This window comes from Gordonia sp. SID5947 (assembly GCF_009862785.1).
In the GTDB taxonomy this organism is placed as follows: domain Bacteria; phylum Actinomycetota; class Actinomycetes; order Mycobacteriales; family Mycobacteriaceae; genus Gordonia.
This window is the reverse complement of record NZ_WWHU01000001.1, coordinates 1613730-1636503: the sequence shown is the minus strand read 5'-3', so window position 1 is coordinate 1636503 and position 22774 is coordinate 1613730. Positions and strand designations below refer to the sequence as shown.

Below are 22774 nucleotides of genomic sequence, written 5' to 3'. Positions count from 1 at the left end.
GGATCGATCCCGGGTCATCCGTGCAGCAGTCGCCACACGCGATCGCGAGACATGGGCAACTCGTGCGGGCGGACACCGATCGCACGACGGATCGCGTTCGCCAGCGCCGGCGCGACCGGGTTGTAGGGTGACTCGCTCATCGATTTGGCACCGAACGGTCCCAGGTCGTCGGAGGTCTCCGCGAAACAGACCTCCGTGGTGGGGATGTCGCCCATCTGCGGGACCCGATATGTCCGGAACACCGGTGTCAGCGGAACGCCGCGATCGAGCATGATCTCCTCGTAGAGCGACGACCCGATGGCCTGCGCGACACCGCCTTCCACCTGACCGACGCACTGCTGGGGATTCATCACGGTGCCCGCATCGGCGGACTGCACCGATTGCAGGATGACGACGGTACCGGTCTCGGTGTCCACCGCGACTCGGAATGCCTGCACGTTGAATGCGATCGAGCGCAGATCGCCGTTCTCCTCGCCGGTCGCGACGATCCGGCCGGCGACGCGTGAGTCGTCGTCGACCGCGTCGATGATCTCGCGGAAGGAGATCAGCCGTTCTCCGACCATGGCGCCGCCCGGGCCCAGGACCACGCGGTCCGGTTCGTCCGTCGCGATCGTGGCCGCCACGCCGATCATCTTCTCGCGCAACGAGATACACGCGGCATGGAGTGCCTTTCCCGCAACGGTGATGCCGGCCGAGGCGAAAGCGCCCGTGTCGTAGTCGGCGGCGTCGGTGTCGCCGTGGCTCAGCCGGATCCGGTCGGGTGTGGTGTTCAGCGTGGTCGCGGCGACCTGGGTGTGCACGGTGGTGGTCCCGTTGCCGAACTCGGATGTACCGATCCCGACGTGGTACTCGCCCTCGGCATCCACGCCGACCCGGACGCGGGAGATGTGGCCGCGCGGCGCCATGGTGGCGATGGCCGCCAGCGCCATCCCCTCGCCGATACGCCAGTGTGGTCCCGTCGGTGCCTCGACGTGGTTGCCGCGCGCCAACGCCGTCTGGGCGAGGTCGAGACACTGGTCGAGACCGTAACTTCCGTACACCAGATCGGGCTCAGGTTCGGGGTTGGTGGTGAGGAGTGGATCCCCTGCGGCGACGGCATTGCGACGGCGGAGATCGAAGGGATCGATGTCGAGTCTCACCGCGAGTTCGTCGAGGGCGCTCTCGATCGCGAAGATCACCTGCCCCAGCCCGTACCCGCGGAAGGCTCCGGACGGCGGGTTGTTGGTGTAGACGACCTCCGCGTCCACCCGCTTGACGGGGCAGTTGTAGACCGAGATCGACTCGGCGCAGGCGTGGAACATGACGCCGAGCGCATGATTGCCGTACGCGCCCGTATCGGAGAGGACATCGATCTTCAGGGCAGTGAGTCGACCATCGGTGTCGGCGCCGAGATCGACCGTCACGCGGAACGGGTGGCGGTAGGTGGTTCGGGTCATCTCGTCGGCGCGGCTCATCTCGTAGCCGCACGGACGGCCGGTGCGCAGGACTGCGAGTGCCACGAGATCTTCGGTGAGGAGTTCCTGTTTGCCGCCGAAGCCGCCGCCGATGCGGGCGGTGACGACCCGAATGCGATCCGGGTCGAGATCGAGGAGGTGGGCCAGTTCGTCGCGGACGAGAAACGGGACCTGGGTGCTGGTGCGGATCACCAGACGCCCGTCGTCGTCGAGCCAGCCGATACTGCCGTGCGTCTCGAGTTGGGCGTGCGAGACCCGCGCTGTCGACCAGGTGCCGGACACGGTCACGTGTGACTGTGCCAGAGCTGTATCCGCGTCGCCGCCGAATCCGTGATGAAAAGCGGCGATCGTGTTGCGGTCCGCGTGGTTGACGCGATCGAGTGCGGTGCGGTCCGGATGGATACGTGGCGCGCCCGGTTGCCGGGCCTGCTCAGGGTCGAAGACGGCGGGCAGCTCCTCGTAGGTCACATCGATCAGCCGGCACGCGTGCTCGGCGGCCGCTGCGGTGTCGGCGACCACCGCGGCGACCCGTTGCCCGACGAAACGGACCACCGAATCGAGGATCAACGTGTCGTCGGGGTCGTCCTCGCGGTGCTCGTGGCGCGCTGTCGAGAACCTGCGATCCGGGACGTTCTCGTGGGTGAGGATGAGCGCGACGCCGTCCACCCGCTCGGCGGCCGAGGTGTCGATGGACACGATGCGAGCATGGGGGAGTGGCGATCCGAGTACGCGGAGGTGGGTCATCCCGGCAACCGCGATGTCGAAGGTGTACGGCTCGGTGCCGGTCACCACGCGTGCGGCGGCCGGTGGATTGACGGACCGGCCGACACTCACGGTGGCGGGGAGCGTGTTGCCGTCGGAGCGATACGTGTTGCTGTCGACGGGATTTCGGTTGCTGTCGGGGGGATTCGTGTTGCTGTCGGTGCGGCCGTCGGAAAGGCCGGCGGTGATGGCGTCCCGGATCGCCCGGTAACCGGTGCACCGACAGAGGTTCCCTTTCATCCTGCGCGGCAGCTCGTCGAGATCGTCGGGTTGCAGGGTGGAGGCCGTGACGATCATCCCCGGCGTACAGAATCCGCACTGAAAACCGAAGTTGTCGATGAAGGACTGCTGCATCGGATGCAGATCGTCGGGTGTCCCGACACCGCAAGCGGTGGTGATCGAGCGATTCGAGACCCGTTGTGCCGGATAGATGCACGAGTGGACGGGGGAGCCGTCGACAAGCACCGAGCAGGCCCCGCAGTCGCCTGCGTCACAACCCTTCTTCACCTCGAAGTGGGCCGTGTCGCGCAGCAGCGTGCGCAGGCACTGCCCCGGACGGGGATCGGCATCGTGCGGGGTCCCGTTCACCGAGAATCTCATGGGGCGACCCTCTCGAGGAGTTCGGTTCGGATCTCCTCTGCCAGAACGGCAGACACCGCTCGCCGCCAGTCGGCAGCACCGAGCGGATCGCTGTAGTAGCCATCCAGCAGGGAGACGTCCCGGTGCAACCGAGCCGCCGATGGCGGTGACGGGTAACGCAGGACCGCGGGTCGGGGAGTGGCGGCGGTGACCCCGATGGTCATCGCACCGTCGTGATCGTGACGACCGGTCACGACTGCGCCCGAACGACCCAGGTCGGCCAGGGCGATCGTGCGGAATGCCGTGTGCCCCTGCATCGCCGTCGCGGGGATGTCGACGGCGCGGAGGACCTCGCCGTCACGGAGCTGATTGGTTCCGTTGCCGGTGACGAATTCGGCCACCGGGATTCGGCGGTCGGTGCCGTCGGGGCACCAGATGACGGCGACACCGTCGAGACCGGCGGTGAGCGAGACCATCGACGCCGCCGCAAACGAGCGGCAGATGTTGCCGCCGACGGTGGCCACATTCCAGATCTTGAAGGATGCCAGGAGGGCGTTCGCACAGGCGCCGAACAGTGGCTGCGCAGACCATCCCGGGCGGACGGGCAGTGCGGCCAGTTCGGCGATGGTGCACGTCGCCCCGATACGCAGACCGTGGTCGGGAAGATCTTCCAGTGCAGGCCATCCCATCTCGGAGATGTCCACGATGCCGGACGCGTCCACCTGGGGTTCGGAGAAGAACCACGTACCGCCGGCCACCAGGCGCTCGCCGGCGGCGAGTCGCAGATCGCCGCGGGAACGGGCATACCGATAACCGGTGATGGTGTGGAGGTCCATCAGGACGCCTTGTCGATCAGCCGACGATGCTCCGAGGCGACCTCGGCCGCGACGGTGTCGGCATCGACGGTGAGGATGACGCCGTCCCCGACGATCCGACGTCCGTTCACCCAGGTCCCGATGATGGGTGGGACGGCGCCGAGTACCAGTGCCGCGATAGGGTCGTCGATTCCGCTGTGGGCCACCGACGAGAGATCCCACAACACGAGATCGGCCAGCTTGCCGACCTCGATCGAGCCGGTGTCGCCCGCACGACCGAGTACTTGCGCGCCACCGATGGTCGCCAACTCGATCGCGGTCCGCGTGGTGAGCGCGGTCGGGCCGCCCCGCGCCCGCGCCATGAGGACTGCCTGGTGTGCTTCCTCCAGCAGGCGGCAGGACTCGTTGGAGGCCGCGCCGTCGACACCGAGGCCGACCGGCACGCCGGCATCGACGAGGTCGCGGGTGCGGCAGATGCGGTTGCCCAGACGGGCATTGGAGGTCGGGCAGTGAGCGACACCGGTTGCCGTGGCAGCCAGGCGCGCGATCTCATCGTCGTCGAACTCGACGCCGTGCGCGAACCACACATCGTCGCCGACCCATCCGACCGACTCCATGTATTGCAGTGGGGTGCAGCCGAACTTCTCGTCGCAATAGGTGTTCTCGTCGACCGACTCGGCGAGGTGGGTGTGCAGGCGTACCCCGAGCTCACGGGCCAACGACGCCGACTCGCGCAGCAGGTCTGTGGTCACCGAGAACGGCGAGCAGGGCGCCAGCGCGATACGCAGCATCGACGACGTGCCCGCGTCGTGCCATCGGGACACCGCGTCGGCACTCGCGGTGAGTATCTCGTCGATGCCCTCGACCACCGAGTCCGGCGGTAGCCCACCGTCCTTCTCCGACAGGTCCATCGACCCGCGGGTGGGGTGGAATCGCAGCCCGATGGTCTGCGCGGCGTCGATCTCGGCGCCGAGCAGGTCGCCTCCTTCGGCCGGGAACACATAGTGGTGGTCGGTCGTGGTGGTGCAACCGGACAACGCGAGCTGGGTGAGACCGCCGAGGGCGGCGGTGCGCACGGCGTCCTCGTCGATACCGGCCCAGATCGGGTACAGGGTGGTCAGCCATCGGAACAAGGTGTGGTCGGCGGCGAGGCCGCGGGTGATCCATTGGTAGAGGTGGTGATGGGTGTTCACCAGCCCGGGCGTCAGCACATGCCCGCTCCCGTCGATTCGCACGGTGTCCTCGGGCAGCGCGGCCGGGGGCTCTCCGATCGAGACGATGCGCTCACCGTCGATGAGCACCGACGCCCGCGGGAGTTCGCGACGCATGGCGTCGACGGTGATCACGTATGCGTTCTCGATCAGGGTCATGGGGTCCTGGGAACGACGTGAGCGGGCCGGGTCACTGCGGGGGGACACTCGCGAAACGCTACGACGCTTGTGTCACAGGCGCATGTCGAGCGAACCGATGGTCAGACGTCCTCGACGAACATCGGGCGGCTGGGCGGAATGGCCAGCGCCAGTACGGTGGCCAGCCCGCAGGCACCGAGTGAGATCGCCGATGCCCAGAGGTAGCCGCTCTCGGCGGGAACGGTGACCGCGCCCCCGTCCGGGCCGGCCACCGTGACCATCGACCACGTCAGGATCATGCCGACCACGGCCGCCGACGTGGATGTCCCGACGACGCGCATGAGCGCGTTCACGCCGTTGGCCTCCCCGGTCTGCTCGACGCGGACCGCACGCATGATCAGGGCGGGCATCGCCGAGTACGCGATCCCGAGCCCTGCGCCGATCAGGCACGCGACGATCAGCATCAGCCACCACGCCAACGCCCAGGAGCCGGCGATGGCGACGATGAAGACCACGTAGCCCACACCGATCACCGAGCCACCGGTGGCGAGTGAGACCCGTGGACCGAAGGCACGGGTGAGGTGGGCGCTGACATGGGAGAACACGAACATCAGCAGGCCGCTCGGGGCCAGCACGAGGCTCGCGGTCAGCATGTCGAGTCCGAGCCCGTTCGGGCTCGAGGACGGTGCCATCAGCAACTGGATGGGGATCAGCTGCATCGAGTAGAAGGCGAACCCGGTCGCGACCGATGCGATGTTCGTCAGGAGTACGGGGCGTTCGATGGCGAGTGCGAGGTCGATGAGCGGATTCGCTCGGCGTCGTTCGACGAACCACCATCCGGTCGCCACGACGACGAACGCGGCAAAGAACGCGAGGGTGATGGGGTCGGCCCACCCCCAGACCGACCCTTTCGAGAGTGGAAGGAGCAGGCAGGAGAGCATGGCGGCCAGGCCGAGGGCGCCGACGACGTCGAACCGTCCGCCGGTGCGGGATCGGGACTGCGGGACGGTGAACGCGATCCCTACGCCGCCGGCGACGGCGGCCGCGGCGCATGCCCAGAACAGCGCGTGCCAGCTGACGTGCTGCGCGATCGCCGCGGCGAACGGCAGACCCAGGGCGCCACCGACACCGAGGGAGGCGCTCATGGTGCCGACCGACGATCCGAGATGTCGCGGCGGCACGATGTCGCGCATGACGCTGATCCCCAGCGCGATGGTGCCGAAGCCGAGCCCCTGCAATGCGCGGCCGACGAGGAAGGGAAGCAGCGAGCCCGACAGGGCGCACACGACAGACCCGACGGCCACACAGCCCATGCTCGCCAGGAGCATGAGACGTTTCCCGTACATGTCGCCGAGCCGACCGCCGATCGGCGTGATCACGGCGCCCACGAGCAATGTGATGGTCAGGGCCCAGGAGGTGTCGGACGGTGCGGCGTCCAACAGCACCGGAAGCTGCGGGATCAACGGCACGATGATCGTCTGCATCAGTGCCACGACGATCCCGGCAGCACAGAGGACGGTCACGGCCAGGCGGGGGTGGCCATCTGGGACGGTGGCCTGCGCACCGGTCTGTTCGTCGACCGGCCCACTCATCGCACTCACGACTGACACACCTCCGATGGCTACGCTATCGACCCCCGCTCATTCGGAGAAATCCGATATGACACACGTATCGCTCAGTCGTACCGCGGCCACGCGAGATCAGGGCCAGGGGATCGTGCGCTGCGGTCCTGTCGGCTCACGCTCGGCCGATCGCCGACGAATCGATCCGGCCACCGGGGTAGCCCGTCGTCGAGTCGATGGGGACGGACCTCGGTCCGAGCGCTCGGTCGGTGCTGTTACCGAAAACGCACAGGTCAGCGGCATTCTTGTGAGACCGTCGGTCTGAGGTCTGATCCCCCTGCGTTGCCTTGGGCGCCGTGTTGCCCCGATGTCCGCACCAGTAATCTGAGAGCACTCCAGCGTGTAATCCATGCGGCAAGGTGAGCGCTCGCCACGGTGAGGTGGACGTGCTCCGGCGCCCTGACGAGAGAGAGTCACGTGTTCGACAAAGTCCTGGTGGCCAACCGCGGTGAGATCGCGATCCGTGCCTTCCGCGCAGCCTACGAACTCGGGGCCAGAACGGTCGCGATCTTCCCCTACGAGGACCGGAACTCGGTCCACCGTCTCAAGGCCGACGAGTCCTACCAGATCGGTGTGCCGGGCCATCCGGTTCGCGCGTATCTGTCGGTCGACGAGGTCGTCGGGGCGGCGGTGCGGTGCGGGGCGGACGCCATCTACCCGGGTTATGGATTTCTCTCGGAGAACCAGGGGCTGGCTGCCGCGTGCGCGGAGGCCGGAATCACGTTCGTCGGGCCGTCGGCCGATGTGCTCGAGCTGACCGGGAACAAGGCGACCGCGGTGGCCGCGGCGAAGGCGGCGGGATTGCCGGTGCTGGCGTCGTCGGAGCCGTCGGCTGACATCGACGAGTTGCTACGCGCGGCGCAGGACATGCAGTTCCCGGTGTTCGTCAAGGCGGTGGCCGGCGGTGGTGGGCGCGGCATGCGTCGGGTCGAGCAGCTCGACGACCTCGCCGACGCGATCGCGGCGGCCTCGCGAGAGGCGGATGCCGCCTTCGGGGACCCGACCGTGTTCCTGGAACAGGCGGTGGTCAATCCTCGCCATATCGAGGTCCAGATCCTGGCCGACACCCATGGTGACGTGATCCACCTCTTCGAGCGGGACTGCAGTGTGCAACGCCGCCATCAGAAGGTCGTCGAGCTGGCTCCGGCACCGAACCTCGACCCGCAGCTGCGTGAGCGGATCTGCGCCGACGCGGTCGCTTTCGCCCGGCACATCGGCTACACGTGTGCGGGCACGGTCGAGTTCCTGCTCGACGAACAGGGCCGTCATGTGTTCATCGAGATGAACCCGCGAATCCAGGTGGAGCACACGGTCACCGAGGAGATCACCGACGTCGATCTGGTCGGCTCCCAGCTGCGGATCGCGGCGGGTGAGTCGTTGGCCGAGCTGGGATTGACCCAGGATCGGATCACCATCCGCGGCGCGGCGTTGCAGTGTCGCATCACCACCGAGGATCCCGCCAACGGGTTCCGTCCCGACGTCGGGCGCATCACCGCGTATCGCAGTCCCGGCGGCGCGGGGGTGCGCTTGGACGGTGGCGCGGTACTGGGTGCCGAGGTGAGCGGCCATTTCGATTCGATGCTCGTCAAGCTCACTTGTCGCGGAAGGGATTTCGCCACCGCTGTGCGCCGGGGACGCCGGGCGGTCGCCGAGTTCCGTATTCGCGGCGTCGCGACCAACATCCCGTTCCTGCAGGCGGTGCTCGATGATCCGGACTTCCGCGAGGGTCGCGTCACCACGTCCTTCATCGAGGAGCGGCCGTCGCTGCTGACCTCGCGGTCCTCGGCCGATCGCGGTACCAAGATCCTGTCCTATCTCGCGGACGTGACGGTCAACAAGCCGCACGGTGAGCGGCCGACGAAGGTCTACCCACGCGACAAGCTGCCCACGCTGGAACGTGCCGCCCTGGCCGCACCGCCGGATGGCTCTCGGCAGCGTCTGTTGGCACTCGGTCCGGAGGGGTTCGCCGCGGATCTGCGTGACTCCAAGCGGCTCGGTATCACCGACACCACGTTCCGTGACGCCCACCAGTCGCTGTTGGCGACCCGGGTGCGCACCAACGGACTGATGATGGTTGCGCCGTATGTCGCGGCGTTGACGCCGCAGTTGCTGTCGGTCGAATGCTGGGGTGGCGCAACCTATGACGTCGCTCTGCGGTTCCTCAAGGAGGATCCCTGGGATCGGCTGGCGCAGCTCCGCGAGGCCATCCCCAACATCTGCCTGCAGATGTTGCTGCGGGGCGCCAACACCGTCGGCTACACGCCGTATCCGACGAAGGTCACCACCGCGTTCGTGGCCGAGGCCACCGAGGTGGGTATCGACATCTTCCGCATCTTCGACGCGCTCAACAACGTCGATCAGATGCGACCGGCGATCGACGCGGTTCGGGAGACCGGTACCGCGGTGGCCGAGGTGGCGATGAGCTACACCGGCGATCTCGCCGATCCCGACGAGGATCTCTACACCCTCGACTACTACCTGCGGCTGGCCGAGCAGATCGTCGAGGCGGGCGCACATGTGTTGGCGATCAAGGACATGGCCGGACTGTTGCGCGCCCCGGCGGCCACCACGCTGGTCTCGGCGTTGCGCAAGGAGTTCGACCTACCGGTGCACGTGCACACCCACGACACCCCCGGCGGGCAGCTGGCCACCTATCTGGCGGCTTGGCAGGCCGGCGCGAGTGCGGTCGACGGCGCGAGCGCTGCGTTGGCCGGCACCACCAGCCAGCCCGCGCTCTCGGCGATCGTGGCGGCGGCCGCGCACACCGACCGTGACACCGGCCTCGACCTCAAGTCGGTATGCGATCTCGAGCCGTACTGGGAAGCGCTGCGAAAGGTGTACGCGCCCTTCGAATCCGGTATTCCGGCCCCGACCGGACGCGTGTACACCCATGAGATCCCCGGTGGCCAGCTGTCGAATCTGCGCCAGCAGGCGATCGCGCTCGGTCTGGGCAATCGGTTCGAAGCCGTCGAAGAGGCCTATGCGGCCGCCGACCGTATGCTCGGCCGGCTCATCAAGGTGACACCGTCGTCCAAGGTGGTCGGCGATCTCGCACTGGCGCTCGTCGGGCGTGGCATCACCGCCACCGAGTTCGCCTCTGACCCGTCTGCCTACGACATCCCGGATTCGGTGATCGGCTTCCTGCGGGGTGAGCTCGGCGATCCGGCAGGCGGGTGGCCGGAACCGTTGCGCAGCATCGCGTTGCAGGGTCGTGGTGAGGCCGCCCCGCCGGAGACATTGACCGACGACGACTCCGCGGCGCTCGACGTGCCCGGTCGCACGCGGCAGGAAACGTTGAACCGCTTGCTGTTCCCCGGGCCGACGAAGGAGTTCGAGAAGCACTACGAGGACTACGGCGACACCTCGCGTCTGTCGGCGAATCAGTTCTTCTACGGTCTGCGCTACGGCGAGGAGCACCGTGTCGAACTCGAACCCGGCGTCGAACTGCTCATCGGGCTCGAAGCCATCAGCGAGCCCGACGAACGGGGTATGCGGACGGTGATGTGTGTGTTGAACGGGCAGCTGCGTCCGGTGTCGGTACGCGACGGGTCGGTGGACTCCGCCGTCGAGGCGGCCGAACGGGCCGACCGGTCCAACCCGCATCACATCGGCGCCCCGTTCGCCGGGGTGGTGTCGTTGTCGGTGGACGTCGGTGACGAGGTCGCCGCGGGTGCGGCGATCGGCACCATCGAGGCGATGAAGATGGAAGCCACCATCACCGCACCGCTCGGCGGCAAGGTCGCGCGCGTCGCGGTCGGCGCGGTCACCCAGGTCGCACCGGGTGACCTGCTGATCGAGATCGGGTAGTCGCGAGGCGCGAGCCCACCCAGGACTCCCGGATGCCCGTGCGATAGCGCGTGTGTCCGGGAGTCCTGCGTGTCAGAAGAGCGGGGCCGTGCCATCGACGACGAGGTCCGCGCGATCCCGGGTGTTCGCGACGAGCGCCGCGTTCGGCTCGTCGACGTTCTCGACCCACGCGCGGGCAGCTTCGGTCGATCTGCCCGCGGCGACGTGGCGGGATACCAACCGATTCCGGCGCAGGCGGGTCGGCGCGTCCACGTAATACAACCGGGTGAGCAGATCGGCGACCGGTGACCATCGTCCGTCGAGGGCCAAGTAGTTGCCCTCGGTGACGATGAGGCCCGCCGTCGCCGGCAGCACGAGCGCCGCGGCGACCGGCTCGCCTGCGCTGTGGTCGAAGTCGGGGGCGTAGACGTCGCGGTCCGCCCCGATCACACGGGTCAGCAGCGCGATGTAGCCGTCCACGTCGAAGGTGTCCGGTGCGCCTTTGCGTTCGGATCGGCCCAATTGTGCGAGAACGCGATCGGCGAGATGGAACCCGTCCATCGGGAGATGGCCGACGAAACCATCGCCGTGCAATCTCCGATAGTGGTCGGTGAGACCGCGCGCCAGCGACGTCTTGCCCGATCCGGGCGGACCGGTCACGCCGACCACGATGCGCTCGCCGGCGCGGGCGGCGAGCACATCGTCGAGGTCGGTCAGGACGGACACAGCAGGAAACGATAGTCCCGCCACGTCGCTGGACTCGCGTGTCAGGACACTTCTGGCCGCACCGTCGTGATCTGGCCCGGAGTCGACTGTGCAGCCACGAAAAGAAGGGTGCGACGGGCGCCGGATTCGTGGCTCAGACGGGTTCGCTTTCGTCACGGTTATCTCAAAAGTCACAAAGTGTGCGATGATGGTCGAGCGAGTGCCACACGGCCCTCGTGTGCAAAATAGAGAGAAGTACCAGCATCATGGCTCAAGGAACCGTCAAGTGGTTCAACAGCGAAAAGGGCTTCGGCTTCATCGCTCCCGACGACAGCACCGATGGTGACGTTTTCGTTCACTACTCGGCCATTCAGGGCGGCGGCTACCGCAGCCTCGAAGAGCAGCAGCGTGTCCAGTTCGAGGTCGAGCAGGGCCCCAAGGGCCCGCAGGCGACCACTGTGACCGCCATCTGACCACAGTCTTCAACGACGAACGCCGCCCGGATTTCCGGGCGGCGTTTGTTGTATCTCGTCGTTGCTGGTGTATCTCGGTGTCGCTGTAGAATCTCGGTGTTTGTATCGTGCTGTTGTTGTGCCGCAACAGATGTGGCCGACGCCGATCATGCCATCGGCTCAGCCGGCCGCTTTTGGCTCTATGGCGCCGCACTGGAGTGCAGCGCGATGAAGGATCCGCTGGGCGTCGCGGTAGAGGTGGCTGTGCTCGGAACCGGGTGATGTGGTGCATTGGCCGGCTTGCCGCAACAGGGTGGCGGCAAGGGCAGACTGGGTTCTCGGCGGAATGACGAGCAGCGTCACCGTGGCGTGGTCGGCCGTGACCGACATCAGCGGCAGCACGTCGGGCGAATTCTCGGAGTCTAATCCGGGATAGCGCGCGAAATTCCGCCAATTCACGTCGATACGGCTGATGACACCCAGCCTGCTGCGGCCGGCCGCTTGGAGGGCCGGGAGTTCCTGTGAGATCTGCGATGTGTAGGGCAGCCAGGCCCCGGCGATCGGGAGAGTGAGGTCAGGTGCCAGTTTGAGCCGAGTCGGGCCGAGTGCGGGTGCCACGGTCGGACCGCCCGCTCAGTCTCGCCCCGCGGAAGTCGGATCGTCCGGCGCGTCGGAGAACTCGAGATCTGAGGTCGCGGTGGTCGCCAGCACGGCAGCGTGCGTGGTGTCGGTGCAGTGTGAAAAAAGATTGGCATCGTTGGACATCGGACATCCGTTCGGAGAAGTGATCGGTGGAGTGCGGCGTGATATCCGTTCCACCGCCGACTCGGTCCCCGCGAATGCGTGGACGCGTCGTATCGTCGGCTTCGTCCTGACTCTACCCCCTAGGGAGTGAAGTACGTCGCATCCGGTGCGGTGTCGGTCCGCACGCCGGGGCTCGCGGCGCCACCGTTGTGCCCGGTCAGCTGCCGCGGTAGGTCGTGTAGGAATAGGGGCTGAGCAGCACCGGGACGTGGTGATGGCGTGTCGGGTCGTCGACCGCGAAGCAGATGTCGATCTCCGGGTAGAAGCCGGTGATCCCGTGCGTGTCGAACCATCGACCGGTGTCGAACACGAGATGATAGGTGCCCGGTGTGACCGGTTCCGTGTTCACCTGAGCGATGCGGCCGTCATCGTCGGTGACGCCTGTCGCCAGCACGGTTCCGGTCGAATCCCTCAGGGAGATCGCCACCCCCCGGGCCGGTGAGCCCGACACCGCGTCGAGCACGTGAGTGGAGATGCCCGTCATGTCGTGGCTCCTTCGTCGAGGTGGCTACTCGCAGGGGTCAGCATCCTCGTCAGCCTACTGAGATTGATCTTCGCCAATTCCGTTCGCAGCTCCCGTCGTTCGGTTTCGGCGTCGTTGTGCATACGTCGACCGAGGATGTCGAGCAGCTCGTCGGCGGGCCGGCCGTCGGCGAACACGAGGTACACGTGGCCGAACTTCTCCTCGTATGCGGTGTTGAATTTCTCGAGGTCGGCGAGGACCGATGCGTCGGCGCCGGCCACCCCGGATTGCTCCCGCTCGGACGACGGGTTGTCGGGTCGGTCTCCGATACGTGGGTGCCCGGCGAGGGCCTCGTCGAGATCGGCGTCGGTGAGGTCGGCGAGGATGAGGTCCGCGTACTCGAGCAACGCCTCGTCGTCGGGGAAGGGGCGGGCATCGGCCACCCGTGACGCCCAGATCGAGGAGCTGCAGCACTCGTACAGCTGTTGGATGGCCTGACGTTCGGAGAGTTGGTTGAAACTCGCCAGTCCGCGCCAATCGACACGTCTCATGCGGTCAGCCTAGGAGAGTTCGGACGCTCGCGTGAACCGGGCTGACCTGAGCTGATCGACGGGGGCCACTCTCGTCTTGCGGTTCGTTCCGCGGATGGCGCTGATGGAGCCTGTGACCATGCTCGTTCACCTCTGTGTCGGCCGCTGACCGCTACAGCGTGAACCCAACCGGCCGACCCCGATGGACGGCGGATCGGGTGATTCCTTGGGTGAATCGGACAAAAGGCTTGTGTCGCACTAGTATCAGCGGTCGTCATGGGTGAGGAAATGCGCGGTCCGACGCACCGTCGCGACCCGGGCGGCATCATGGGTGTGGTGCTGGCGGCGGGTGCGGGGCGCCGCTACGGTGCACCCAAAATTGTTGCTGGCGAGGGTGATTGGCTGCGACGGTCCGTGGACGCCCTGGCCGACGGCGGGTGTGGCGTCGTGATGGTTGCCATGGGTGCCCGCATCGTCGACCCACCGGATAATGCTTCGATGCTCATCGTGCCGGGCTGGCGGAGCGGTGTGGGGGAAACGGTCCGGGTGGCGGCGACCGCGGCGCTGGACGCCGATGTGGACGGCATGGTCTTCCACGTTGTCGACACACCGGACGTGGGGCCGGAGGTGACCATCCGCCTCCTTGAGGCTGTCGGCCGTCGGCGCGATCGCATTGCCCGGGTCGTCTTCGGCGGTAGGCCCGGACATCCGGTGTACATCGGTGCCGATCACCTCACCGGGGTGATCGCGACGGTGGCCGGTGACGTGGGAGCGCAGTCGTATCTGGCCGGGCGCGCCGATCTGCTCCGGGTGGAATGCGGGGATCTCGCCTCCGGGCAGGACCGGGACACCCCGACCTGACTCGTGATCAGTGGCGCAGGGTCGCGATGATGAAGTCGAGCGTCCGGTCGCGGGAGGGTAGCCCGCGGGCGTGGCCGACGAGCATCGGCTGGGCGTACCGCATGAAGACCGACGCGATCAGCAGATGCGCGGTCACCTCGGCGTCGACTGTGGGAGCGATGACGCCGGCGGCTTGCGCGGAGCGGAGGTAGCCGCTGATCGCCGTCACGCCGCGCTGTGGCCCGTAGTCGTTCTCGAGGATCACCCCGCCCAATTCTGCGCGGAGCGCGGTGTCGGCCTGCGCGGCCATCAGCACGTCGAGTCCGTCTTCGAGGAACTCCTCGAGGCGGGTGGTGAACACGGTGAGGACCTCGCGCAGTTCGGAGATGTCGTGCGGCGCCGACGGCATCATCGGCCCGAACTCCCACAGTGGCCGCAGCGACTCGGTGAACACTGCGCCGACCAGCCCCTTTCGGTCCCCGAAGTGGTAGAAGATGCTGCCCTCGGAGATGCCGAGCCGATCGGCGATCTCCCGGGTGGTCAGCCGGGCGATTCCCCGGTCGCGCAGGACCTCCAGGGTGGCGGTGACGATCTCGTCGCGTCCGATTCTCGGTGGCCTTCCTCGCGTCGTCACGTCTGGCACTCTACGTGGGCGGAGGATTATTGAGTAATCGCTCAGAATATGTGACGATTAACTGAGTGTGAACTCAAAAAAGGAGCGCGCGATGCCCCGGAAATGGCTGACCCTGGCTGCGGTGTGCACAGGGGTGTTCATGTTGTTGCTCGACGTCACGATCGTGAACGTTGCGCTACCCGATATCCAGAGAGACCTCGGATCGTCGTTGGCCGGTCTCCAGTGGGTCATCGACGCGTACGCGCTCACTCTCGCGGCGCTCCTGCTGACGGCAGGGACCGTCGCCGACATCATCGGACGCAAACTGGTGTTCGCGTCCGGCATCGTCGTGTTCACGCTGGGTTCGCTCGCCTGCGGTCTCGCACCGACCATCGAGTTCCTGGTCGGGGCGCGGGCGGTCCAGGGAGTCGGCGGGGCGATCATGTTCGCCACCTCGCTCGCGCTGCTGGCACAAGCGTTTCCACCCAAGGAGAGGGGTATCGCGTTCGGCGTCTTCGGCGCCGTGACGGGCGTCTCTGTCGCCGTCGGGCCGGTCCTCGGCGGTGTGTTGACGACCGGTCTGTCGTGGCACTGGATCTTCTACGTCAACATCCCGGTCGGCATCGCGGCGCTTTTGGTGACCTACGTCGGGGTCGACGAGTCGAAGGCGTCCGGGATGCGGCGCATCGACTGGATGGGCTGCGTGAGTTTCAGTGCGGCCCTGGCCTTTCTGGTCTTCGGGCTCATTCGCAGCCACGCCGACGGCTGGGGTTCGGTGAGTGTCGCCGGATCGCTCGTGGTGGCCGGAGTGCTCCTCGTCGCATTCGTCGTCGTGGAACGGATGGTCGCGGATCCGATGATCGACGGCGCCCTGCTCCGCGTGCCGACCTTCAACGGCGGCCTCATCGCGGCGTGGGCGGTGTCGGCATCGATGTTCTCGACGCTCACCTATCTCGTCATCTACCTACAGACCATCATGGGGTACTCGGCGCTCGAGGCCGGTCTGCGCTTCTTACCGTTCTCCGGGGTCGTGTTCGTCGCGGCGGCCGTCGCCGGCCGTCTCTCGGACCTCGTGCCGGTCCGATGGCTCATCGGTCCGGGTTTCGTACTCGTCGCGGTCGGACTGTGGCTGATGCGCGGTACGGACCCGACCGGGAGCTGGACCCAGCTGGTCCCGGGGTTCGTCGTCGCCGGCATCGGGACCGGGTTGATCAATCCGCCGCTGGCCTCGACGGCGGTCGGGGTGGTCGAGCAGGAGCGGGCCGGCATGGCGTCCGGCATCAACTCCACGTTCCGGCAGATCGGGATCGCGACCGGGGTGGCGGTGCTCGGCAGCGTGCTCGCATCACATTTCGCCGGTACCGTGGCGTCCGCGTTGACCGGCGGCCCACTGACGGCGCGTGCGCAGGAGATCGGCGACGCCGTCGCGGACGGCAATGTTGCCGGTGTGATGGGGACAGTGCCGGGACCGTTGCGTGCCGAGGTCGCCCGGGTTGCCGCACAGGGATACGCAGACGCCCTGGATCGCGTTCTCCTCATCGCCGCGGTGGTCGCCCTGGTGGCCGGGCTGGTGGCGGCGGCGTTGATCCGAAGTCGCGACTTCCACGACCCCGACGCACCGGCGTCGACCGATCCCAGAGCAACCGGCGTCGAGGCTTCCGCGACCACCCGCTGAGTGCGTATCCGCGAGACTCGGGCCGGCGCCATCTGGTGAAACGTCCACGCCTCTGCGGATTCGTTGCCTTCTCGTCGCCATTCCGATGCACGGTGACGCCGCGGCGCGCATGTCGACCCGCTTAGTGTGCAGGTGAGCCGACAGCCCGGGAACCAGCGGGTGAGGAGGTGGTCGTCGTGACGCGAGCACACCACGGACCTGCCGCCGCGCTGGCGGCTGCCGGCCTCGCGATGGTCCTGATCTGCGGGTGTGGAGGCAGCCCAGGCGTGCCGGTGGGCCCCGAGCCCGGAACGGCCGAACACGGGCCGGCCGAACTCGACATCACGTTCCGATGGATGCCGAGCCCGGTGTTCGGACTCTTCGGTCCGGAGGGCACCTTCGTCCGCGCCTACATCGAATCGTTCGAACTCGCCGATGCGGGCCGGTCGACGACGTGGGGCTACCACGGATTCGTCGCGGCGTCGCCGTCGAACATCGACAGCATGATCGCCGCCTATCCGCCCGACGTGTCGTCGGAGAGGCCGGGCGTCGGCACCGCGATCTTCACGGGCCTGCGCCGGGTGGACGACGGCAACTGGACACGGATCGTGCTGTGCCGGCACGGATATCGGTCCGTTCGCGACGACCGGGCAAGCGGGTCGTCATGGACGTCGCGCAGCGATCCGCCGCGACCGGTGGAGATCGACTTCCGCCGAGTCGGCGCCGGGCCGCCCGACGTCCGGAGCGGCACCAACCGCACTCCGGACGGGGACATGTTCGGTGACTGGCGCACCACCCGGCTGGATTTTGCGGCCATCTATCCGACGCCGACCGGCGATCAGAACGCCTGCGCGACGATGACCCCGCCGGGTGTGCCCCAGCGTGCGCCGGCTCACAGCCGGCAGCCGTGGCCCACGATGGCTCCGAGTCCGGGGTGGTCGGCGACTTCGCTCCTGTGAGCGCACGGGTCAGCCGCCGGTGGCGGTATCGGTCGAGCTGATCGTGAGGCCGAGGGCGCCCTCTGCGAAACGGCTCACCGGGGCAGGGAAGCCGCCAAGGCCTCCTCGTGACCTGTCCGGGCACGGCCCCACAGTCGAGTACCGTCGGCGTCTGGCGCGACGCCGACCAGCGCGACGAGTTCACCGGTCGTGGGAATGCAGACAGCCCAGACGTAGCGTGTCTCGTCCGACCAGGCCGCGTTCGCGGCCGAAACGTAGGCGTCCGGGTCGACGATGCCCAGATCCGACAACGCCGGGACGTCGGTCATCCGCTCGTCAGCGCGCAGCGCTCGCAGATACCACGTCCCGGCGTTGATCTCGACCGGATTCATGCAGTTGGGGAGTTGCTACTTCAACTCGAGGAGCATGGTGCCCTGGGTCACCGCGGCACCGGCCTCGACAGCCAGGCCGGTGACCACACCGTCCTTGTGCGCGGTGACCGGGTTCTCCATCTTCATCGCCTCGAGCACGACCACGAGCTCGCCCGCGGAGACCTCCTGGCCCTCCTCGACCGCGACCTTGACGACAGTGCCCTGCATCGGTGCCTGCACGGCATCACCGGAGGCGGCGGCGCCGCCGCCCTTCTTGCGTGAACGTGCCTTCGGCTTCTTGCGGACCACGCCGTTGGCGCTGCCTCCGCCGCCGCCGAGTGCGAGGTCGCCGGGCAGCGAGACCTCGACGCGACGGCCACCGACCTCGACCACCACGTTCTGACGCGGCAGCGACTCGTCTTCTTCGATCGGCTCACCACCGGTGTACGGCTCGATCGGGTTCTCCCAGTCGGTCTCGATCCACTTGGTGTAGACGTCGAACTTCTCGTCACCGTTCTCGTCGACGTGACCGTGGAATGCCGGGTTCTCGACGATGTGCCGGTGGAACGGGATGACCGTCGCGAGTCCTTCGACCTGGAACTCGGCGAGAGCGCGACGCGAGCGCTCGAGCGCCTGTTCGCGGTTCTCGCCGGTGACGATCAGCTTGGCGAGCATCGAGTCGAACTGACCCCCGATGACGTCGCCCGCGACGACGCCCGAGTCGACGCGCACACCGGGACCGGTCGGCTCTTTGTAGACCGTGACGGGGCCCGGGGCGGGGAGGAAGTTGCGGCCGGCGTCCTCGCCGTTGATGCGGAACTCGAAGGAATGCCCGCGAGGTGTCGGATCCTCGGAGATCTCCAGCTTGTCGCCGTTGGCGATCCGGAACTGCTGGCGGACGAGATCGATACCCGAGGTCTCCTCGGTGACCGGGTGCTCGACCTGAAGTCGGGTGTTGACCTCCAGGAAGGAGACGAGACCGTCGGCTCCGACGAGGAACTCGACCGTGCCCGCGCCGTAGTAACCGGCCTCTCGGCAGATCGCCTTGGCGGAGGCGTGGATGCGGTCGCGCTGTTCGGTGGTCAGGAAGGGTGCAGGTGCCTCCTCGACCAGCTTCTGGAAGCGACGCTGCAGTGAGCAGTCGCGGGTACCCGCGACGATGACGTTGCCGTGCTGGTCGGCGATGACCTGCGCCTCCACGTGGCGCGCCTTGTCGAGGTAGCGCTCGACGAAGCACTCGCCACGACCGAAGGCGGAGATCGCCTCGCGGGTGGCCGACTCGAACAGGTGCGGGATCTCCTCGATCGTGTAGGCGACCTTCATTCCGCGACCACCACCGCCGAATGCGGCCTTGATCGCGACCGGCACACCGTGCTCCTTGGCGAAGGCGACGACCTCGTCGGCATCCTTCACGGGATCCTTGGTACCCGGCGCCATCGGGGCGTTGGCCTTGAGGGCGATGTGGCGTGCGGTGACCTTGTCACCGAGGTCGCGGATCGACTGCGGGGACGGCCCGATCCAGATCAGTCCGGCGTCGATGACAGCCTGTGCGAAGTCGCCGTTCTCCGAGAGGAAACCGTATCCGGGGTGGATCGCGTTCGCGCCGGACTTGGCTGCCGCGTCGAGGATCTTGTCGAACACCAGGTACGACTCGGCGGAGGTCTGACCACCCAGGGCGAACGCCTCGTCTGCGAGCTTGACGAACAGTGCGTCGGCGTCCGGCTCTGCGTACACGGCGACACTGGGGAGCCCGGCGTCGCGGGCTGCGCGGATCACGCGGACGGCGATCTCACCGCGATTGGCGATGAGCACCTTGGAAATAGTGGTCGAGCTGTTCGCAGAGGGACTAGGCACTTGTTCTCCTGGGCGTCGTGTCGTCGTCGGGCGACACCGGCTGGTGGTCGGGCATCACACTCGTTCTTGGGTCCACCCCGTGACGGACATGGTGGTGGCCGACCAGGGTGACGCATGACACTTGGAGTCTAGGTGCCACGCGCTCAGGGCAATACCCTAGCCCACCGATCAATTGCTCGGTCGGGGGACGGGTGCGTTCGGGACACCGAAGGTGCTGCTGTCGCCGATGGCTCGGAGGAGCTCGGTGAAACGGCGCAGGTAGGCGTGTACCGATGCGGCGGTGTCGTCGGCCCCGGTGCCGTCGGCCCTGGTGTCGTCGAAGGTGGTGTCAGTGAGATTGTTCACGTCTGTCGTCGCATCGACGATGGGGCCGACGACGGTGTCTGCGCTGGCCGGGAAGCGTGCCGAAACACGCATACCGGATGGCGTCCGGTTGATCCAGATGAACACCTCGTCGGTGGCGTAGCTGTGACTGCGCAGCACCTTGGCGCGGCCTGCATCGGCCTCGGCGGCGCCGGGTGCGTACCGGGTGTCGATGAACGAGATGACGAAATGCGGCTCGCCCTGGTAGCCGATGAGTTCGGCGACGCGCAGGAATGGGAGGGACGCCCCTTGCCGGGACCGTTTCAGCTCCGCGGTGGCCCGCGTCACGGCTTGATCGAAGGTGGGGGAGTCGGAGACGTCGAGGCAGAACGGCGCCACCGCGACGAACCAACCGAGGGCGGTCAGCCATCGGCTGTGATCGCGCGTGTGTCGCGGCAGGACGCAACGGAACTCAGGGTCTCCGGTGCGTTCGTGGTAGACCATGGCGAAGGCCGCCAGCACCCCGGCGGTCAGTGTGCCGCCCGCTTGTGAACACACCGCGGTGAACCGGTTTGCGGCATCGTCGTCGAGGACGACCCCGGTGATCGAATCCTGCGGGACAGAGCCTTCTTCGGGAGCGGGGGCGAGCTCGCCGGTGGCGTCGTCGGCAGCGGGGCGAACCATGGCGCCGCCTGCGCCATTGTCTCGATAGTCGAAGCCGGGCAGGTCGCCGCGTCCGGTGCGCAGGAATGACGACCAGGTGGCCACCGCAGGATGGTCAGCGCCGGTCTGGTCGGCCTGCCGACGTTCCTCGGCGCTGAAGTCGACGTAACTGCCGACGGGCGGCAGGTCGGGCTCGGTGCGATCGCGAGCCGCGCGGTAGAGCGTCACCAGTTCCTGTTGGGCCATGATCAGCGAGTAGCCGTCGACCAGCGAGTGGTCGGCGGCGAACAGCAACGTGAAGGAGTCCTCGCGACCCACCGTGGCGAACATGTAGGCGGGCCAGTGCAGGGGTGCGGTCGCCCGGTCGAAGGCACCGGCGATCTGCTCGACGAGTGGGCCGGACTGGGTGTACCAGCCGATCCGGCCCATCTTGAGCTTGACGGTGCCCTCGGCCGTACTCAGTCGTTGGAGGCCGTCACCCTTGATGACGACGTGGCTCCGGAGGACCTCGTGACGGTCGATCCACGTCATCAGGGTGCTGCGGATCGCGGGGATCGACAGTGGCTCGTCGAACTCGATGGACAGGCCGAGCCACGATTCCCGGCCACCTTCTCGGCGTGTCCGCAAACGGTATTCGAAGGCGGACCGAAGGTGTTGTTCGTGATTGTGGGAGGTCAATCGGGAGTCGTGACTCCAGTTGCCCAGCCCACCCGGGACGTAGGGCATCCACTCGACGAGACCGCCTGGCTCGATCGGCTCCTCGAGGATCTGGATGAACTTCATGTCGTGGCGGGCGGCCCACCGGACCCGGCGGTCTGCGCACGCACCTGACCCTTGATCCGGGCGAGCATGCCCGCCATGCCGCGCAGTCGCAGGGGACTCACCGCCGAACCGAGGCCCAGATCGTGGTAGAAGTCGGCCGGTACGGCGAGGATGTCGTCGGCGGACGCGCCGTCGAGACCTTGATGCAGGATCGATGCGAAGCCACGTGTGGTCGGGGCTTCCGGTGGGGCGCTGAAGTGCAAGCGCACCGACGCCGGCTCCGACGCGTCGACCGACAGGAACACCGGAGACTGGCATTCGGGGACCGGCTCCATCGCATCCTCGAGTAGATGCTCGGGCAGGTCGGGGAGCTCGCGGGAGAACTCCAACAGGAGGGTCACCTTGTCGGCATCGCCGAGTGCGCCGAAGTCATCGACGATCTCGGCGAGCGCGGCCGGGAGGCTCATGCCGAAGCGGGTGCCGAGCCGGGTTCCGTGCCGACGGCGATCGGCACCCGCACCGCGTTGCCCCACTCGGTCCAGGAGCCGTCGTAGTTGCGCACGTTCCCGAAGCCGAGCAGGTGGGTCAGCACGAACCAGGTGTGACTCGAGCGCTCGCCGATCCGGCAGTAGGCGATCGTCGGCGTCGACGGCTCGAGATCGCCGTAGATCTCGTCCAGTTCGGCCTTGGCGCGGAACCGGCCGTCGGGAGCGGCGGCCTTGGCCCACGGGATGGAGATCGCGGTGGGGATGTGTCCACCGCGCAGCGCGCCCTCCTCGGGGTAGTCGGGCATGTGGGTGCGTTCTCCGCTGTACTCCTGCGGCGATCGGACGTCGACGAGGGGTTCGGAACCGAGCGCGCCGAGAACCTCGGGCGCGAACGCCCGGATCAGCGTGTCGTCACGCTCCACGACGGGGTAGTCGGAGCGGGGATAGTCGGGGACGTCGAACGATGTCTCGCGGTCCTCGGACATCCAGGCGTCCCGGCCGCCGTCGAGCAGTCGCACGTCCTCGTGACCGAAGAGTGTGAACACCCAGAGCGCGTAGGCCGCCCACCAGTTGCTCTTGTCGCCGTAGATGACGATCGTGTCGTCGCGTTCGATGCCCTTGCTACGCATCAGTTCGGCGAACTGTTCACCGTTGATGTAATCCCGTGTCACCGGGTCGTTCAGGTGCAGATGCCAATCGACCTTCTGGGCAGTCGGGATGTGGCCGATGTCGAAAAGCAGGACGTCTTCGTCGGACTCGATGATCTTGAGTCCCTTGGCACCGAGATGTGCCGAGAGCCACTGCGTCGTGACGAGGCGCTCCGGGTGGGCGTAGTCGGCGAACGCCGGATTCGGATCGGTCTCAACGCTCAACTGCGGTCCCCTTCGTGATGTGTCGTCGGTCCGCGACGGGCTGGACTGTGGCGGACCCACCGACGTACGTGTCTCGCACATGAGCCTACCCACAG

Annotated in this window: 19 protein-coding genes and 1 pseudogene; 5 read left to right on the top strand and 15 right to left on the bottom strand. The window is 67.3% G+C overall.

Annotation, left to right across the window (positions count from 1 at the left end):
• Nucleotides 1-14: 14 nt before the first annotated feature.
• The 4 genes from GTV32_RS07550 to GTV32_RS07535 form a co-directional block, all read right to left on the bottom strand.
• Complete coding sequence (locus tag GTV32_RS07550; protein ID WP_161059609.1) at nt 15-2816, bottom strand: molybdopterin cofactor-binding domain-containing protein; 2802 nt, start codon at nt 2814-2816, stop codon at nt 15-17.
• Complete coding sequence (locus tag GTV32_RS07545; RefSeq protein WP_161059608.1) at nt 2813-3631, bottom strand: FAD binding domain-containing protein; 819 nt, start codon at nt 3629-3631, stop codon at nt 2813-2815. Before GTV32_RS07545 ends, GTV32_RS07550 begins: the two co-directional genes overlap by 4 nt.
• A complete protein-coding gene (locus GTV32_RS07540; RefSeq protein WP_161059607.1) occupies nt 3631-4980 on the bottom strand; it encodes an 8-oxoguanine deaminase in 1350 nt (449 codons plus the stop codon). The genes GTV32_RS07545 and GTV32_RS07540 overlap by 1 nt, the downstream gene beginning before the upstream one ends.
• Before the next feature lie 101 nt (nt 4981-5081).
• Nucleotides 5082-6551: an MFS transporter gene (locus GTV32_RS07535; RefSeq protein WP_161062397.1), complete on the bottom strand. Its 1470-nt coding sequence runs from the start codon at nt 6549-6551 to the stop codon at nt 5082-5084.
• A gap of 447 nt (nt 6552-6998) precedes the next feature.
• Here GTV32_RS07535 and GTV32_RS07530 point away from each other — a divergent pair, with 447 nt between their 5' ends.
• A complete protein-coding gene (locus tag GTV32_RS07530; protein ID WP_161059606.1) occupies nt 6999-10388 on the top strand; it encodes a pyruvate carboxylase in 3390 nt (1129 codons plus the stop codon).
• Between the two features lie 72 nt (nt 10389-10460).
• Here GTV32_RS07530 and GTV32_RS07525 read toward each other — a convergent pair whose 3' ends face one another.
• Nucleotides 10461-11093 (bottom strand): nucleoside/nucleotide kinase family protein, encoded by a 633-nt coding sequence (locus GTV32_RS07525; protein WP_161059605.1) that lies wholly within the window; start codon nt 11091-11093, stop codon nt 10461-10463.
• Between the two features lie 245 nt (nt 11094-11338).
• Between GTV32_RS07525 and GTV32_RS07520 the strand changes: the two genes are divergently transcribed.
• Complete coding sequence (locus GTV32_RS07520) at nt 11339-11545, top strand: cold-shock protein (protein ID WP_161059604.1); 207 nt, start codon at nt 11339-11341, stop codon at nt 11543-11545.
• Between the two features lie 159 nt (nt 11546-11704).
• Here the strand turns inward: GTV32_RS07520 and GTV32_RS07515 are convergent, their stop codons facing one another.
• From GTV32_RS07515 to uraD, 4 genes are all read right to left on the bottom strand, one after another.
• Nucleotides 11705-12142: a DUF5994 family protein gene (locus GTV32_RS07515; protein WP_161059603.1), complete on the bottom strand. Its 438-nt coding sequence runs from the start codon at nt 12140-12142 to the stop codon at nt 11705-11707.
• 15 nt (nt 12143-12157) lie between these two features.
• A complete protein-coding gene (locus GTV32_RS23800; protein ID WP_272918230.1) occupies nt 12158-12289 on the bottom strand; it encodes a hypothetical protein in 132 nt (43 codons plus the stop codon).
• Between the two features lie 196 nt (nt 12290-12485).
• Complete coding sequence (uraH, locus tag GTV32_RS07510) at nt 12486-12812, bottom strand: hydroxyisourate hydrolase (RefSeq protein ID WP_161059602.1); 327 nt, start codon at nt 12810-12812, stop codon at nt 12486-12488.
• On the bottom strand, nt 12809-13342 hold the full coding sequence (gene uraD / locus GTV32_RS07505) for a 2-oxo-4-hydroxy-4-carboxy-5-ureidoimidazoline decarboxylase (protein WP_161059601.1): 534 nt from the start codon (nt 13340-13342) through the stop codon (nt 12809-12811). Before uraD ends, uraH begins: the two co-directional genes overlap by 4 nt.
• 255 nt (nt 13343-13597) lie before the next feature.
• Between uraD and GTV32_RS07500 the strand changes: the two genes are divergently transcribed.
• Complete coding sequence (locus GTV32_RS07500) at nt 13598-14182, top strand: NTP transferase domain-containing protein (RefSeq protein WP_237421494.1); 585 nt, start codon at nt 13598-13600, stop codon at nt 14180-14182.
• Nucleotides 14183-14189: 7 nt separating this feature from the next.
• On the opposite strand, the gene GTV32_RS07495 is transcribed toward GTV32_RS07500, so the two are convergent.
• Nucleotides 14190-14795, bottom strand: a complete 606-nt coding sequence (locus tag GTV32_RS07495) for a TetR/AcrR family transcriptional regulator (protein ID WP_161059600.1) — start codon at nt 14793-14795, stop codon at nt 14190-14192.
• Between the two features lie 91 nt (nt 14796-14886).
• Between GTV32_RS07495 and GTV32_RS07490 the strand changes: the two genes are divergently transcribed.
• Nucleotides 14887-16449: an MFS transporter gene (locus GTV32_RS07490; RefSeq protein ID WP_161059599.1), complete on the top strand. Its 1563-nt coding sequence runs from the start codon at nt 14887-14889 to the stop codon at nt 16447-16449.
• Nucleotides 16450-16625: 176 nt separating this feature from the next.
• Complete coding sequence (locus GTV32_RS07485) at nt 16626-17387, top strand: hypothetical protein (RefSeq protein ID WP_343287245.1); 762 nt, start codon at nt 16626-16628, stop codon at nt 17385-17387.
• Between the two features lie 9 nt (nt 17388-17396).
• Here GTV32_RS07485 and GTV32_RS07480 read toward each other — a convergent pair.
• The 5 genes and pseudogenes from GTV32_RS07480 to GTV32_RS07460 form a co-directional block, all read right to left on the bottom strand.
• Nucleotides 17397-17758 (bottom strand): annotated as a pseudogene (locus GTV32_RS07480) (hypothetical protein).
• A gap of 15 nt (nt 17759-17773) precedes the next feature.
• A complete protein-coding gene (locus GTV32_RS07475) occupies nt 17774-19591 on the bottom strand; it encodes an acetyl/propionyl/methylcrotonyl-CoA carboxylase subunit alpha (RefSeq protein WP_161059598.1) in 1818 nt (605 codons plus the stop codon).
• Between the two features lie 168 nt (nt 19592-19759).
• Nucleotides 19760-21340, bottom strand: coding sequence for a condensation domain-containing protein (locus tag GTV32_RS07470; protein WP_161059597.1), 1581 nt, complete (start codon nt 21338-21340; stop codon nt 19760-19762).
• Nucleotides 21337-21786, bottom strand: coding sequence for a SufE family protein (locus tag GTV32_RS07465; protein WP_161059596.1), 450 nt, complete (start codon nt 21784-21786; stop codon nt 21337-21339). Before GTV32_RS07465 ends, GTV32_RS07470 begins: the two co-directional genes overlap by 4 nt.
• Nucleotides 21783-22679, bottom strand: coding sequence for a sulfurtransferase (locus GTV32_RS07460; protein ID WP_161059595.1), 897 nt, complete (start codon nt 22677-22679; stop codon nt 21783-21785). Before GTV32_RS07460 ends, GTV32_RS07465 begins: the two co-directional genes overlap by 4 nt.
• Nucleotides 22680-22774 lie beyond the last annotated feature (95 nt).